Below are 15,791 nucleotides of genomic sequence, written 5' to 3'. Positions count from 1 at the left end.
CTATTTAGAATAGTATATTCAGTAATCCGTTATCCGCTCATCAATCTATCAAAAAAAGGCATTTAACTTATCTCTCCCTATCGCTTATCGTATGAATAGGGCTTTTGATATGGCACAAGTCAGACTTGTCCACCAATATAATATACAAGCAAGTACTAATTTTCAGAAAGGTGAGTGCCTTATTATGGACATATGTATAATAGGTTCTGGCTATGTTGGACTAACTTCAGCAGCAGTATTAGCAAATTTAGGACATCATGTTGTTTGTGTTGATAAAGATCAAAATAAAATTGATCTTCTTCAAAAAGGAGATATCCCTATTTACGAACCAGATTTAAAAGAACTACTAAATAAAAATCGAAATCGCTTGCAATTTCGTAGTGATATTGATCAAATTATTCATCAAACACCTGTTATTATGATTGCTGTTGGAACTCCCTCAGCCCCCAGTGGAAAAACAGATTTACAATACATTTATTCTGTTATCGATATAATAGCTCAAAACATAAAATCATATAAAACGATTATCACAAAAAGTACAGTTCCAACTGGTACGAATGAACTCATGGGTGAAATACTCATAAAAAAAGGGATAGACTCTTCGCTTTTTAATATTGTTTCTAATCCCGAATTTCTTCGAGAAGGATCCGCTGTCCATGACATGCTCTTTCCAGATAGAACAGTGGTAGGCATACAAAAAGACGATACAAAATCGCTTGAAATTATGCAAGAAATATATAAAGATATTAAAGCTCCATTCTTTCATACAACTTTAAGTAGTGCGGAAATGATTAAATACACTTCCAATGCTTTTTTAGCTACAAAAATATCTTTTATCAATGAAATTGCTAGAATTTGTGACGCATATCAAGTTGATATTACGGAAGTAGCAAAAGGAATAGGGTATGATTTCCGAATTAACCCTCATTTTCTCCAAGCTGGAATTGGATATGGTGGCTCCTGCTTCCCGAAAGATTTGAATTCATTAATCTATACAGCGAAGAGCAGACAAGTGGAGACTCCCATTTTACAAGCTGTACAATCTATTAATTCCACACAAGTAGACCATTATATTGAAAAAATTAAAGACAAATTAAAAGACCCATCTTCAAACCGAATAACAGTCTTAGGAATTTCCTTCAAACCGAATACAGACGATATACGCTATTCCCTCGCTATTACACTGATTGAAAAATTAATTCCTCTTGGCTACGAAATTCATACCTATGATCCAAAAGCCCACCTTCCTTCTCCTCTAAAAAAATATGTCACGGAGCATACTCACTTGCAATCTTCTATTATAAATTCTGATTGTGTAATCATTGCGACAGAATGGAATGAATTTAAAACACTTGATTGGCAACAAGTGAAAAAATTAATGCGAGGAAGTACAATTGTTGATGGTCGTAATTGTATTGAAAAAAATGAAGTAGAGAAACATGGTTTACAATATATAGGAGTTGGTCGTCCATGAAAATCCTTGTTACAGGCGCAGCTGGTTTTATTGGTTCCCATCTATGTCAAGCATTACTCAAAAACAAATCCTACAATGTAATTGGAATTGATCATTTCATCGGTCCTACTCCTGCTACATCAAAAAATCAAAATATACAACAATTCAAAAACAACCCACGGTTTCAATTTATACAGGGTGATATTTTAACTACTGATTTATCTCAGCTTTTACAAGATGTAAATATTGTCTATCATTTAGCTGCTATTCCTGGTGTACGAACAAGTTGGGGGAAAGATTTTGATCCTTATGTAACAAATAATATTGTCGCTACACAACGTTTACTTGAAGCGTGTAAGCATATAAATTTAAGTAAATTTATTCATATCTCTACCTCTTCTGTTTATGGCGAAAAATCAGGCTCAGTTTCTGAAGAGTTGTTTCCTACACCTTTATCACCATATGGGGTGACGAAGTTAAGCGGAGAGCATCTATGTCATATATATCGAACAAACTTCCATATACCGATTGTTATTCTAAGATACTTTACAGTATATGGACCACGCCAACGTCCTGATATGGCATTTCATAGGCTAATAAAACAAATGTTAGAAGATAAACCTCTTACTATTTTTGGTGACGGAACTCAAACACGTGATTTTACTTATATCGACGACTGTATACGCGGTACTATAGCTGCTTTAGAAACGAAAAAGCCTATAATAGGTGAAATAATCAATATTGGTGGAAAAGAACGAGCATCCGTTTTAGATATCATTTCCTTGCTAGAAAATAAACTTGGTAAGACAGCGAAAACACATTTTCTCAAAGCGGTACCTGGAGAACCTAAACACACATGGGCGGATATTTCTAAAGCAAATTCACTCTTACAATACTCCCCTTCCATTTCGTTAGCTGACGGATTACAAACAGAACTAAATTATTTAAAGCAACTCTACAAAAGAGGTTAATTTATGAAAATAGCATATATATGTACAGAAAAACTACCATCTTCAGCAATTAGAGGTGAGACCATCCAAATTTCAGCATACAGCTAATAGACTAGAACATGTGTATGAAAAAGTTGTAAAAGCAACTGATTCTTCTCAATAAACATTCAAATAATCTAGAATAAAAAAATACCCCCTTTTATAGGGGGTACTTTTTTATTCATCGTCATCTTCATCTTCATCTTCATCTTCATCTTCATCTTCTTCATCTTCTTCTTCATCTTCTTCTTCTTCTTCTTCTTCGCCTTCTTCTTCTTCTTCTTCTTCTTCGCCTTCTTCTTCATCTTCTTCTTCTTCATCTTCGCCTTCTTCATCATCTTCTTCTTCTTCTTCATCTTCGCCTTCTTCTTCTTCTTCTTCTTCTTCTTCTTCTTCTTCTTCTTCTTCTTCTTCTTCTTCATCTTCGCCTTCTTCTTCATCTTCTTCTTCTTCATCTTCGCCTTCTTCTTCTTCTTCGCCTTCTGCTGCTGCTGCTTCTGCTGTTTCTACTGCTTCTTCTTCGTCATCTTCTTCTTCGTTAGAAATATTCATTTCTGACTCATCCACATACTGAATTTCAACTTCTATACCATTATGTGATCCGGATTGAATTGCATCAACTAAAACCCTTAAAGCTTCCTGTAAACCATTTTTTGAATCAAAATTAAGTCCGTTGTCAAAATCTAACTTGATTTCTGCTTTTTTCACTTCAGACATTTATAAACCTCCTTCACTGTAGTTTCATATATATAGTATGTTAAGCAGATACATAAAGATTGATATACTTGCGGACTTTTTCTCTTTATTTCTCTTTCTTTTTAGAAATTTCAACACCTGCCATTAGCTTGGGAGCTACTGGTTGATGAGGAGCAATAAGCCTGACTTTTATTTTCGGCTTTTCCGGTTCAAGCGGAACTAGATCTTCTTTCTCTTCCAACTCAATTATTTCATCAGTTACTTCATCAGTTACTTCGTCAGTTACTTCGTCAGTTACCTCCTCTACTAACTCCTCACTCGTTGCAATTTCTTGGTTATTATCCACCTCTTTCAAATCGAGTAAGCCAATTGTAGGCAATTCAACTAACTCTTCTTCTTTAACAGCTGCTAAATTTTCTACTACAGACAATTCATTCAAAACAATATCTTGAGGTGTACCTAACGTTTGTTCATATTCTGTGAGGGCCCATCCCATTGGACCCGGTGGAGAAAAAATAAATTTGTCTAAGTCTAGAATTGGGATAACCATCTGTTCTTGTTTTGATTCCATTTTATTTCCCTCCGCTTTCGTTTTTAATTGCGTGAAAAATATCAGGAAAGTTTTGTAGAAATTCCTCTTTTGAATCCTCCAAAGCAATGATATTTTGTAATGCCCAAATATATTTTTCATCAGACCAAGAGCGTTTCTGCGCCAAGTAATATTTATGAGCAATCGCACAGAATAAATGTGGAAATGATAACTCTGTCCAAAGAACACGATATTGTTCTTGTGACAAGGGATTCTCAGAATCATATGCCTTCAACATATGAACAGCAAAATCAGTATCCCAAACTGACATCTTTTTCATTACTTTATTTAAAATAATACGTAAATCACGAACGGGTAAATCATTTGTAATAGAATGTAACTCTTTCATAAAAATAGTATCTTCAATTTCTGTAAATCTCGCTAAAGTAAAATCTTGTTGACAAAAACCTTTTGCTGCGATGACCTCTTTTGTCCATTGGCTATAGTATGGCTCATCAATTTCTTGTAATGCTTTCTTGCCACGCGCTAGCATCTTATCTGCATACTCTAAAAACATTACTGAAAATGTATCATTTGGAAAAGAAAGAGCAATCCTCTTATTCCCCTCTAATTCTTGTAATTTCCATCTATACAACTTATGCCACTTTCCTAAGCGGCTTCGTATCTTGCTTTCTGGTTCTGAAATATACCCCTCGGATGCTCGCTGAAATTTCCCCGCGTATATAAGCACCTTTTCTAATTGTTCTTTACTATAATAGATTACTTCCTTCCCCTGGTGTTTATCATATAGTACATATGCATATTCACCGGCCCCAATACAAAAAGCTCCTCTATTCGTCTTATGAATCTTTGTAATTGGCAACCCATTTTTTAAAAGGTGTAAATGTGCTCCCGCAATAAACAACATTCTTTTCGGATTCATATGTGCTTGTTTTAATATTTTTATTCCTTCATTCGTTTCTACTTCCCAAATCGTTCTTCCACTTCTACTTGAATGCAGCGTAACATTATTCGTCTCAAATGGATAATATCGAAGTACTCTATCTAAATGTTCATACTCTAATCCAGTTGTCTCTTCCAATTCACCTCATCCTTTCTTACTTCTTTCTGTACACTTCTTCATATACTCCAAGTAAATTCATAGCAACACGATCCCAACTAAAATCCTTCTCAACTTTTAATCGTCCAGTTCTTCCCATCTGTTCACCCTTACTTCTATTATTTAATAGAGCAATAATCTTTTCAGCATATGCATCAGGGTTCTCAAAATCATTTACAATAAAACCATTTTTCCCTTCATCTATTACTTCTGGATTACCGCCTCGGTTACTCGTAATAATAGGAAGTCCTGCAGCCATCGCTTCATAATGCACCCTAGCTAGTGGCTCTTGCCACTGAGAAGAACAAACAAAAAGATCTGACATCGCATAAAGAATTGGGATATCCTTCGGCTTTACAAATTTTATAAAAGTTACATGTTCTTTATACATCGCTCCTAATGTATACAAATGCTTCACATAATTATTTACGTTATCATCACCAAACCACTTTGAACCAATAAAAACCATCATAATATCCGGGTGCTGTTCAATAATTTTCGGAAGTGCTTGTAGCAAAAGATGAGGACCTTTTACTTTACTCAATCGACCAACAAATAAAACTACTTTTTTATTCTGTAAATTCAATTCTTTTTGAACAGACCTTCTAACTTCTTTCCCCCTCGCTGTCCAAGCAGGAGTATATTGATCTAAATCTACACCCGAATATACTGTTTTCGTCTTACTTGTCGCTGCTGGGAAACGAGAAGTAATTGTCTTACCGATATAATCACTAACTGTTACAATTTTTGAAACCACTGAAAGACATGTTTGGCCTTCCTCATCACTCATTTTTTCATATGCAAACATTTCATTATGCACACTTAATACAAATTTTGTCTTTGGTGCAGCATCGTATAAAACTTTCAGCCAGTTTGGACGATTACATAAATGAACTACATCATAATTTTCCTTGCGTAGATGCTCAATAATACGAGGAATATATTCATCTTCCGAAAAACGTATATACCGAACACCTTCTCTTTTTTCCAGCTCTTTTAAATTTGGATCATTTATTGAAATAACTGTCACATCTTTTCCTTTCGAAGCAATAATAGAAGCAACGGAATCTATATAAATTTGAATAGCTCCTCCTCGTATTGCTGGTACGGGTAGTTTTTCAGTAGATATTATCGCGATTTTCATACAAATACCCTCCATTTCATAAAAAATACAACCCTTTTCAACATATGTTACGAAAAATTCCTCACCATTGTGAGTTATCCAACACCCTTTTCCAAATTTCAAACACAAAATAGGTAAAACCTCTACTTTTTATCCTTAAAGGCGAATGGCTAGAACAACCAATTGCCCTGTACCATACAGTAATAAGAGAATGTATAAAGGATGGTGACATATTTGGAAAAACATACAGAAGAAGCAGAATATATATTATCGCCTGAAGAGGAGAACAGATTACTAACATTAGCCGAAACAATGATTCAAGATTGGGATATTACTGTAAATACAATTGAATTAATACAAGGAGGACAACTTGCTTTAGTATGGAAAATTCATACACCAGATGGACCTATGTGCTTAAAAAGAATTCATCGCCCAGAAAAGAAAGCGTTATTTTCTATTCATGCACAAGATTATCTTGCAAAAAAAGGAATGCGTGTTCCAAGTATTATTCCAAACAAAAATAATCAGTTGTATACAAAACATGGTCCATTTTTATTTGTTGGATACGAATGGATTGAGGGAAGGCCTTTTGAACTTACTATGCAAGAAGACCTTGAAATGATTATGAAGGGGTTAGCTGACTTTCATCTTTCGTCTATTGGTTACAAGCCACCACCAGGAGTGCCTATTTTCACTAAATTAGGACGTTGGCCAAACCATTATATCAAGAGATTTCAACAAATGGAGGTTTGGAAAAACCTAGCTCAAAATACTAAGGATGATCCATTTTCACAATTGTACTTAGCAGAAATTGACCCTTTTATTATAGAAGCAAAACATACACTTCAGCGACTATTAGATTCTGAATATCAAGCATGGACCACCCAATTACAAACAAGCCCCAACCTATGCCATCAAGATTACGGCACAGGAAACTCCCTTCTAGATCCTAACAATCAAATTTGGGTTATAGATTTAGATACAGTTTCTTTTGATCTTCCGATTCGTGACTTGCGTAAAATGATTATCCCTTTATTAGATACAACAGGAGTTTGGAACGATGATCAATTCAATATTATGATTAACGCTTATGAATCAATTTCTCCCCTAACAGCTGAACAGAAAAAAATCATGTTTATCGATATGCTATTTCCATATGAACTTTACGATGTAATTCGTGAAAGATACGTTAGAAAATCTCCTCTTCTTGCTGATGAACTTACCGGAGCTATGGAATATGAGAGAATAAAATCAACAGCTTTAAATACTTTAATTGAGAAATTTTAAAGATTAAAACTGTATCCAAACAATCACTCTTTCCCTTAATAAAATTCTTTATAAGCGATAATTCATTACCTTTACTCTGATATCTAATTATATTTGTCAAATAAGAGAATTAAGTGAAACTAAAAATAAGGAGCCTACCAAATAAGCGACAGGCTCCTTTCACTATCATTTTTCCAATAACCAAGGTCAAACCAATTATATTTCTGCATCATTGATTTCGCTGCGCTTCCTTAAATTCCTCCTTAATTTGATTAAGCGTTCCTTCTTCTGTAATTAATCGGTATGCTGTATAGGCTAATGCCTTCGCAGATGTAACCAATGCTTTGTCTCCCAGCTCTGAACGCGCCGCTTCTCGAAATTCATTCGTATGGGCAATTAAATTATCCGGCCCAATTTTGATATAAGGATGAATCGTTGGTACGACTTGACTCACATTTCCTGCATCTGTTGAACCGATTCCAAATCTCTCTTTACGATTTACATCTTCACCAAGTAGCTCCAATTCCTCCGCAACCACCTCATTAAATGTCTTCGTAACTAACAATTCATCTATTTCATTTTGAAACTGATTGATTTTTACTGTTGTTCCTGTTGCTAAAGCAGCTCCCTTAGCGATATTCCGTACCTTTTCAGTTACTTCAGCACATCTCTTACGTGTTGCTGCTCGGATAAAGAATCTCGCTGATGCATAATCTGGAATAATATTTGGTGCTTTTCCTCCTTCTGTAATGACACCATGAATTTTCACATCTGATGGAAGCTGTTGACGCAGTGCATTAATTCCATTGTAAAGCTGAATAATCGCATCTAATGCATTAATTCCTTCTTCTGGTGACGCTGCTGCATGTGCCGACTTTCCATAAAAATGAAAATCAAATGGATCAACTGCGAGTGACGGACTTGTCGTTGCTGTTTTTCCGCTCGGGTGAATCATAAGTGCTGCATCGATATTGTTAAACAAACCTGCCTTCACATAACTTGCTTTTGCACTTCCATTTGGACCACCTTCTTCTGCTGGTGTTCCAAATACAACGATTTCACCGCCAATTTCCTCAATTGTTTCTGATAACGCAACGGCTGCCGCAACGCTTATTGTTCCAATTAAATTATGACCACACGCATGACCTAATCCAGGCAAAGCGTCATACTCTGCTAAAAAGGCAATTGTAGGTCCATTTTCCCCAGAGCTTTTTCGTGCGATAAAACCTGTTTCATGTCCTGCTATATTGTGTTGAAGCTGAAATCCTGCACTCCCTAAAAGTAAACTTAATGTTCTAGATGCAAAGAATTCTTGATTACCGATTTCAGGATTCGCATGTATATCATGACTTGCTTTTAAGTATTTTTCTTTATTTCCTTCTATACTTTCCGTAATAATATTTCGGTGTGACGTTACTTGTTTTGTTGTCATTTTCCCCATTCCTCCTTTAAATTTACGCATAAAAAAACCTCTTTCTAAAAGATAGAAAGAGGCTTGAAAATACAAATTCAAAAATAGCCTTCTTTCTTATCTTTCAAGTCTTTCACTTGCTGGAATTGGCACAGTATTCGTATCGAATCCGCTGCCGAGGTTTCATAGGGCCAGTCCCTCCACCTCTCGTGATAAGAAAATCGTTTTTATTTTCACAAAATTATATTAAATTATTTTCATTCTAGTGTTATTCCGAGTAAATGTCAAGGAATTCCGATCTGATTTTAACGAATATCTAAAAACCCTTTTAAAACGCCAATCGTTTCAGGTGCATGTAATCTTGCACATATATAAGGGAATTCTGGACTTCCTTCAAACATCATTTGAGATGTTAAAGGCGCTCCTGCCCAAAAGATTTCATCATCAATTAATAAAAATGGCAGTGATTTATTTTGCCTTTGTATTCTCACATTTTTTAATGGAATTGGGCCATCACTATAGATTGTTACTTGCGCTGACGTACGCATTAACGCCTGCCATACTCTTTTATCTATCTGCCTTGTACTTGGAAGCGAAATAATAATTTTTTGTTTTGCTGATAAAATATCTTTTAATAATCCTTTTGGTTCTTCCAAATTCATTTGCATAAACCATCTCAAGCGTTTTGTAATTTTTCGTTCTAACAATGGACGCGATGTTGTACGATCGTATACATTTCCGTGTCTTTCTAAATGAGCAGTTAAGTGAGATAACGCTTGTTTTCTAGAAAGATTTTTCCGCATATACTGACAGTCTGATAACTGAATGAACTTCCCTCTCGCCCTCGTTACCGCAACGTTTACAAGACGATGATTCTTATGATCAAAGAATAGCACGCCAGGCCTTTCTTGCGGATAACTATCTACTGTATCAAATATCATCATGTCTCGTTCAGATCCTTGAAATTTATGAACTGTCGCTGCTAGAATAGGTGTATTTCGATACTTTGTTTTTTGCAAAATTTCTCTTATACACGTTGATAAAAAACGGGACTGCGCGCGATATGGGGTTACAACTCCAATAGATTGAACGCCATCTAACAATCCAATTAAAATCATTTGCATCGCAATCAACCCTGACATCATATTGAAACGTGAGCCAGAAGCTGCATCTTTTAACGAATAAGCTCCCATCAAACTTGTATCAAATAGAGCTGTCGCTTCGTTTGCAAACGGCTGTAATTTCGCTAAGTCTTTTCTTGCCGAAACAGATGGATGATCGAACACTCTATTCTTATAAATAAATGAGTTTGTAAATTTAGATATATCCGCATGCATACGTCTTTGTTCTTGCAGCATAAATAAATTTGGATGCGTTTCATAACTATTTACAGATTGGACAATGCCGGCATGATAAAACATATCTTCCCCTAGCCATTTTCTAACAAGCTCATGGTTTGCCATCGCAATTGGTGGCAACTGTAAAAAATCACCACAAACGACAATTCTTTTTCCAAGAGAAGCCGCTAAGGCAATTTGAGGTACATAGGCCATACTTACTTCATCCACAACAATTAAATCAAATGTTCGTTCATAAATAAGAGAATCAATTGCACATTTGGATAGTGTTGCACCAATTACCTGTGCATTTTCAATATATTCTCTTTCTACTTCTTTAATCTTCGCTCTTTGTTTTCTAAGATCGCCTTCAATTTCTTGCATACGTTTTTTATCAGAAGAAGTTGCTTCATACGATAATATTTTTTGACGAAGATCTTGGCGCATTTCTTCTAAATAAAGCTTTTCTTCCCCCCATGATCCATTCGTCGTTTCCACTAATCTAGAAGCTAACAACGTTTCATGATTACGTATATGTTCATGTTGACTAAATCCATACCGGACAATTTCTCCTGGTGTCCACTTTCCTTTCTTTTCTATTTGCTTTGTTACTTCACTCATTAATACATCCACTGCTGCATTACTATGAGCTAGTACAAGTACCGATTTTCCTTTTTGATAATGCGCCGAAATAATGCGTGATAAATTATAAGACTTCCCTGTTCCCGGTGGTCCCCAAACATATGTCGCCCTATTATAAAAAGAACGATATGCAAGTTCATTCTTCGGATTTTTCATCTTTTCCATATGCTTTGGTGTGCTCTTTCCATCTAAAAGACGTCTTACCCGCTGACGCTTTTGTTTATCTTTTCGTATTTCTTTCAACCGCTCTTGCAGTTGTTCTAATAACTGCCATGGCTCACTATATAAAGTAGCTTCTCTTATTTCACCTTGTATATAATCATTTAATTTCAGTTCGATTTCTAATCCATGTACAGATAGCACTTCTCCTGTTGCTTCCTCACCATCAAATTCAATTCGAATTGGTGTTCCATCAGGTAGACTTACTTCCGAAATAAGCTGAAATACATAAACCGTACTCTCATAATCTGTATATAAAAAACGGCCATTTATAATAGATAATTTGCTGCCGCCTATCGTTTTCCAATGTTTAATTTCATATGCTAACGCTTGATGCCACTCTTTCATCGTTTCCGTTAATGAAGGAGTTTGCGAAGTTGTGTTCATCCTTTTGTCTCCTTCCTTCTCTCCAAACATACTTTCTCACTATATCATAGAACACGATAAAATTTGTAAGGTTTTTATCTTGCTTATTTTCTTAATTTTCAATATTATGATACATATGAAATTTATGGAAAGAAGGAATTCATCATGCCAGTAAGACGAATTGAACATGTTGGGCTCATGGTTGCAAACTTAGAAACATCGATCTCATTTTACGAAAAAGTTGTTGGACTCAAACTGATAAAACGTATGGGACATCCAGATCCAAACTTAAAACTCGCTTTTTTAGGTGTAGAGGAATCACAAGAAACAATTGTTGAATTAATAGAAGGCTATAATCCCTCTCTTCCTGCAGAAGGAAAAGTACATCATATTTGCTTCAAAGTGGATTCACTAGAAGATGAAATTAAGAGACTGAAGAAGTTACAGGTAACTTTTTTATTAACAGGGGAAATTGAAACATTACCTGATGGAACACGTTATATTTTCTTCTCTGGTCCTGATGGAGAGTGGATAGAGTTTTTTGAGACGGAGCGATAAAGTGAAACTTCCATTTCACAGGACAAAAAGTCAGCACCAGATAGTGTCCGGTGCTGACTTCTACTAATACTATATCATTTTTCTTTTTTTATCCTAATTGTATGATTAATCCTTAGGAAAAAAGCGATGTATTCGCATATAACGCCGGTGAACCACCTGAGTGTACAAATAAAATATTATCTTCCTTCTTAAATGTATCTTTACGGATTAAATCAATAAGTCCAGCTGCCGCTTTACCTGTATATACTGGATCAAGTAAAATTCCTTCTGTTTTTGCGAATAGCTGAACAGCTTCAACCATCTCAGGTGTTGGTAAGGCGTATCCTGGTCCAACGTACTCATCGAAACATGTAACAGCCTCACGAGGAATAAAGTTTGGAATCCCAACGTGTGCTGAAGTTTCTTTTACAAGCTGAAATACTTTTTCTTCCTGCTCAGCTTTTCCTCGGCTTACATTAATTCCAATTACCGGTATTCCGCTTTGACTTCCATAAAATCCAGTTATCAAACCAGAATGCATGCCCCCACTACCACTTACACAAACAACAGCATCGAAATTGATTCCTTCATTAAAGGACTGCGCTAAGATTTCCTGAGCGCACGCAATGTATCCCATTGCACCAGTAGGGTTTGATCCTCCAACTGGAATGATATAAGGTGAATGTCCTTTTTCCGTTACCTCTTTCGCTACTTTTTGCATCTCATCCATAAGGTCCGTCCCGTTCGACACAACAATTACATTCTCAGCACCTAGTAAGTGGTATAAAAAGTAGTTACCGTTGAAATCTGGCTTAGAATCTTCCTCAAGCCCCTCTTCAAGTACAAGGATACATTTCATTTTTTCTTTCACAGCAGCTGCTAACGTTAAACGACAATGATTAGATTGAATACCTCCGCATGTAATTAACGTATCTGCTCCTTTTGCTTGTGCATCCGCCACAAGGAACTCTAATTTTCTTGTTTTATTTCCACCAGCCGTTAAACCAAGTAAATCATCTCGTTTAAAATAAATAGAAGGTCCCCCAAGAGCTTCAGAAAAGTGATTTAATTTTTCAATTGGCGTATATGATTCTGTGTATTTCTTTCTAGGAAATTTTGCTAAATTCATATTAACTCTCCTTCTGTATGTAAGATCAAAATTTTAATTCAAATGTCCATTAAACATCATCTATTCATTAATATAGCTTTAAAAAGTCTTCAGTAATTAGACAACCTCAATGAATCTTTATCTCGAATTATTTTCCGGAAACATTTCTCAGTATACTTGATTCAGCATAATAAATCGACTGTAATGACTAAAAAGCTGTTCTTTCATCTAACATGTCACTAATTTCTTTAGAAACATATTTGTTATATAGAAGATATATGGTTTAGTAATCTCACTTCACATTATAACTTTTGGATATGGGTATCTTTAAAACTCGTTTGATATTTAAGACCATATCCTAACAGACGATCCATCCCGATATGAGCAGTCCAAATTAAACCGATCATAAGGGGAGCATCTGATTTTAGAAATACGCCTATCAAAATAAGGAATATTGATACTATGTAAGTATGAAACAGGTTATAAACTTGTGCTCCAATACGATTATTAATAAGATATGCTAGCATTGAAACATCAGGTGCTAAAAGCAATAAGAGAAACATCAACCAGCTAAACTCATATAATGTATAAATATAAATAGTAGCTACTAAAACAATAAGCCCTTCCATATGTATGATTTTTTTCTCCATCTTTCACCCTCCTCCCCTGCAAATAACAGAATAATAATACTATTATAACATTTAATTCCAAAACCAAACTAAACGAATTATAATACACAAAAAAGCACAGGAATCCATCCTGCGCTTTTTCTTATACTACCTATAATAACTTTCCATCACGTAATGTTAAGATACGATCACATACATCAAGCATTCTCTCATCGTGCGTAATCATAATCGCTGCTTTTTGACTTTCTTTCACTTCTCGTTTCATCATTTCGACAACTTCGCGTCCGCGTTTTGAATCAAGGCTTGCTGTTGGTTCATCCGCTAATATTAAATCTGGATTATTCATGAAAGCACGGGCAATTGCAACCCTTTGTCTTTCTCCCCCAGATAATTGATTTGGGTAATGATTTCTTCTCTGAGATAGTCCAAATGCAGCTAGCAAATGATCTGCACGCTTTTCAGATTCTTTTCGGTCTTCTTTCTTTAATTTTGCAATGTAGAGCAATTGTTCTTTTACATTTAAATATGGAACGAGATTTGCAAACTGAAAAATGAACCCAATCTTTCTTAAACGAATATCTGTCATTTCCTTTTCTGATAAATGCGTGATGTTTTGCTCACGAATATAAATGTTTCCTTTTGATGGTGATAATAACGCACCAGCAATCGATAACAAAGTACTTTTCCCTGATCCAGAGGGACCAACAATTCCGATAAACTCTCCTGCTTTCACATCAAGTGAAATCGGATGAAGGGCAGTTACTTCTGTATTCCCTTCTCCATATACTTTACTTACTTCCTCTAATTTTAATAATGAAGTCATTACATGCCACCTCCAATTGCTTCTAATGCATCAACTTTTAATACTTGATATAAGGAAATAAGTGTTCCTAGAATACTAATGACAATAAAGATTCCTGCATATTGACCAATCATTGCTGTTGTTAATAAGAATGGCATACTTTCTGGTAAAATTCTTTGCAATCCTTCTACTAACACAATACTTATAGCCATTGCGACAACAGATAAGAATAATGCTTGCACAACTAAACTATTTGCTAAATACGAATTTTTTGTTCCAATTGCTTTTAGTACACCTAATTGTTGTGTTTTTTGTAGTGTAATGACATAAAAGAACACACCGATTAATAAGGCAGCAATGACAAGCAAGAATGCAATGATCATCGTTAATGTTCCTTGTTCCTCTTTATAACCTGGAATACTTTGAAGAACTTCTTTTTTCTCTATCACATGTGCATTTTTTACCTCTTTATCAGTACGAAGTGCAATTGCGCTGTAATCCTTTTGATTTGGCTGTGCAATTTCCCCCCATACATCTTGATTCACATACACAACAGGCGTGTGACTAAACATTTGATCTTTCGTAAAGCCAACGATTTTGAATTCTTTTTTAGAAACGGGATCAATAATTGTATCTCCAATATCTATGCCTTTTTCTTTAATCGATTCATCAGCAACCATTTCATCTTGTGCTGTTCCTAATGCGTTTCCTTTCACAATCTTTGGTTCCAAGAACGTGTCGCGTTCACTCGCAAAAATTGCAATATCAACCTTTTTCGAACTATCCTTCTTTTCATACGTGGAAACTTTCACATGAAATGGTACAGCATCTTTTGCATCTACTTGCCCTACTACATCATCCACATCTTCTTTCTTAATTTGTGAACGGAGTAACTTATTTTCCGCATCATTTGCTAATACAAATTGGGCCGCATCCATATTTTGAATGGAGGAGGCATTATCATACGATAAGCCATTTGCTAACCCAGAAATCACAAGGACTAAAAATGATAATAAAATCATGATGAGTCCGATCAATCCATATCTTAATTTTGATTGTTTTAATTCACGCAGAGCTAAAAACATTTCGCTCGCTCCTTCCTATTTCTTTCTATGCACTAATCTTAAAAAAGAAATATGAACGGAATATGAACAGAACATTACAGAAAAAAACACCTAATAAATAGAACAATTTTCAAAAAAATATTGAAAATTGTTCTATTTATTGTTTTTCAGTTCTATTTTAAAGAGGAGTGTAAAAAATGGAGAAACAGCCTTATAAACACTCACCGCCTGTAATTTTTTCATACTATTTTTATTTAACGAACCGTAATCCTCCACCTCAAAATTTACTAAAAACAAAAAAGTTAGGCGGGAGATAATATGCTCGTAAAATCTCGGTTGGTGAAAATGAATAATCAGTTATGTTATAGACACTTCCAAAAAACACCTAATAGAAAATGATGTATCGTTGTGACCTAGTTTTACACATTTCGCGGCTGATCCAATAATAATTCCATCTATTTTCTCCCTTGATGTTAAAGCCCACACAGCCGACGTATTAG

At 35.2% G+C, this 15,791-nt stretch carries 14 protein-coding genes and 1 riboswitch; of the genes, 4 read left to right on the top strand and 10 right to left on the bottom strand.

Features of this window, described 5'->3' with window-relative positions; all coding sequences use genetic code 11:
• Positions 1–184: 184 nt before the first annotated feature.
• Both J4P91_RS12330 and J4P91_RS12325 read left to right on the top strand, forming a co-directional pair.
• A complete protein-coding gene (locus tag J4P91_RS12330) occupies positions 185–1,474 on the top strand; it encodes a UDP-glucose dehydrogenase family protein (protein WP_207994348.1) in 1,290 nt (429 codons plus the stop codon).
• On the top strand, positions 1,471–2,424 hold the full coding sequence (locus J4P91_RS12325) for an NAD-dependent epimerase/dehydratase family protein (protein ID WP_207994347.1): 954 nt from the start codon (positions 1,471–1,473) through the stop codon (positions 2,422–2,424). Before J4P91_RS12330 ends, J4P91_RS12325 begins: the two co-directional genes overlap by 4 nt.
• A 195-nt stretch (positions 2,425–2,619) precedes the next feature.
• Here the strand turns inward: J4P91_RS12325 and J4P91_RS12320 are convergent, their stop codons facing one another.
• The 4 genes from J4P91_RS12320 to J4P91_RS12305 form a co-directional block, all read right to left on the bottom strand.
• Entirely contained in the window at positions 2,620–3,159 is a 540-nt protein-coding gene (locus J4P91_RS12320) for a hypothetical protein (protein ID WP_207994346.1), read from the bottom strand.
• An 85-nt stretch (positions 3,160–3,244) separates the two neighbouring features.
• The gene (locus J4P91_RS12315) at positions 3,245–3,709 is read right to left on the bottom strand and encodes a hypothetical protein (RefSeq protein ID WP_017151811.1); all 465 of its coding nucleotides are present in this window, start codon (positions 3,707–3,709) and stop codon (positions 3,245–3,247) included.
• Position 3,710: 1 nt separating this feature from the next.
• Positions 3,711–4,769 (bottom strand): spore coat putative kinase CotS, encoded by a 1,059-nt coding sequence (gene cotS, locus J4P91_RS12310; RefSeq protein WP_017151810.1) that lies wholly within the window; start codon positions 4,767–4,769, stop codon positions 3,711–3,713.
• Positions 4,770–4,785: 16 nt separating this feature from the next.
• A complete protein-coding gene (locus tag J4P91_RS12305) occupies positions 4,786–5,931 on the bottom strand; it encodes a glycosyltransferase family 4 protein (RefSeq protein WP_017151809.1) in 1,146 nt (381 codons plus the stop codon).
• A 201-nt stretch (positions 5,932–6,132) separates the two neighbouring features.
• On the opposite strand from J4P91_RS12305, the gene J4P91_RS12300 reads away from it, so the two are divergent.
• Positions 6,133–7,197, top strand: a complete 1,065-nt coding sequence (locus J4P91_RS12300; protein WP_017151808.1) for a spore coat kinase CotI — start codon at positions 6,133–6,135, stop codon at positions 7,195–7,197.
• Positions 7,198–7,405: 208 nt separating this feature from the next.
• Here J4P91_RS12300 and J4P91_RS12295 read toward each other — a convergent pair whose 3' ends face one another.
• Positions 7,406–8,608, bottom strand: coding sequence for a M20 family metallopeptidase (locus J4P91_RS12295; RefSeq protein ID WP_026049208.1), 1,203 nt, complete (start codon positions 8,606–8,608; stop codon positions 7,406–7,408).
• A gap of 93 nt (positions 8,609–8,701) precedes the next feature.
• A riboswitch (SAM riboswitch) is annotated at positions 8,702–8,806 on the bottom strand.
• Positions 8,807–8,892: 86 nt separating this feature from the next.
• Entirely contained in the window at positions 8,893–11,202 is a 2,310-nt protein-coding gene (locus J4P91_RS12290; protein WP_207994345.1) for an AAA domain-containing protein, read from the bottom strand.
• Between the two features lie 114 nt (positions 11,203–11,316).
• Here J4P91_RS12290 and J4P91_RS12285 point away from each other — a divergent pair, with 114 nt between their 5' ends.
• Positions 11,317–11,709, top strand: a complete 393-nt coding sequence (locus J4P91_RS12285) for a VOC family protein (protein WP_017151805.1) — start codon at positions 11,317–11,319, stop codon at positions 11,707–11,709.
• 112 nt (positions 11,710–11,821) lie between these two features.
• On the opposite strand, the gene cuyA is transcribed toward J4P91_RS12285, so the two are convergent.
• The 4 genes from cuyA to J4P91_RS12265 form a co-directional block, all read right to left on the bottom strand.
• A complete protein-coding gene (cuyA, locus tag J4P91_RS12280) occupies positions 11,822–12,817 on the bottom strand; it encodes a D-cysteate sulfo-lyase (RefSeq protein WP_207994344.1) in 996 nt (331 codons plus the stop codon).
• A gap of 281 nt (positions 12,818–13,098) precedes the next feature.
• On the bottom strand, positions 13,099–13,446 hold the full coding sequence (locus tag J4P91_RS12275) for a DUF4260 domain-containing protein (protein ID WP_207994343.1): 348 nt from the start codon (positions 13,444–13,446) through the stop codon (positions 13,099–13,101).
• A 130-nt stretch (positions 13,447–13,576) separates the two neighbouring features.
• Complete coding sequence (locus tag J4P91_RS12270; protein ID WP_017151801.1) at positions 13,577–14,248, bottom strand: ABC transporter ATP-binding protein; 672 nt, start codon at positions 14,246–14,248, stop codon at positions 13,577–13,579.
• The gene (locus J4P91_RS12265) at positions 14,248–15,312 is read right to left on the bottom strand and encodes an ABC transporter permease (protein WP_207994342.1); all 1,065 of its coding nucleotides are present in this window, start codon (positions 15,310–15,312) and stop codon (positions 14,248–14,250) included. The genes J4P91_RS12270 and J4P91_RS12265 overlap by 1 nt, the downstream gene beginning before the upstream one ends.
• Positions 15,313–15,791 lie beyond the last annotated feature (479 nt).

Source organism: Bacillus sp. XF8 (genome assembly GCF_017498755.1).
GTDB lineage: Bacteria > Bacillota > Bacilli > Bacillales > Bacillaceae_G > Bacillus_A > Bacillus_A bingmayongensis.
This window is presented reverse-complemented; position numbering and strand designations above follow the sequence as displayed.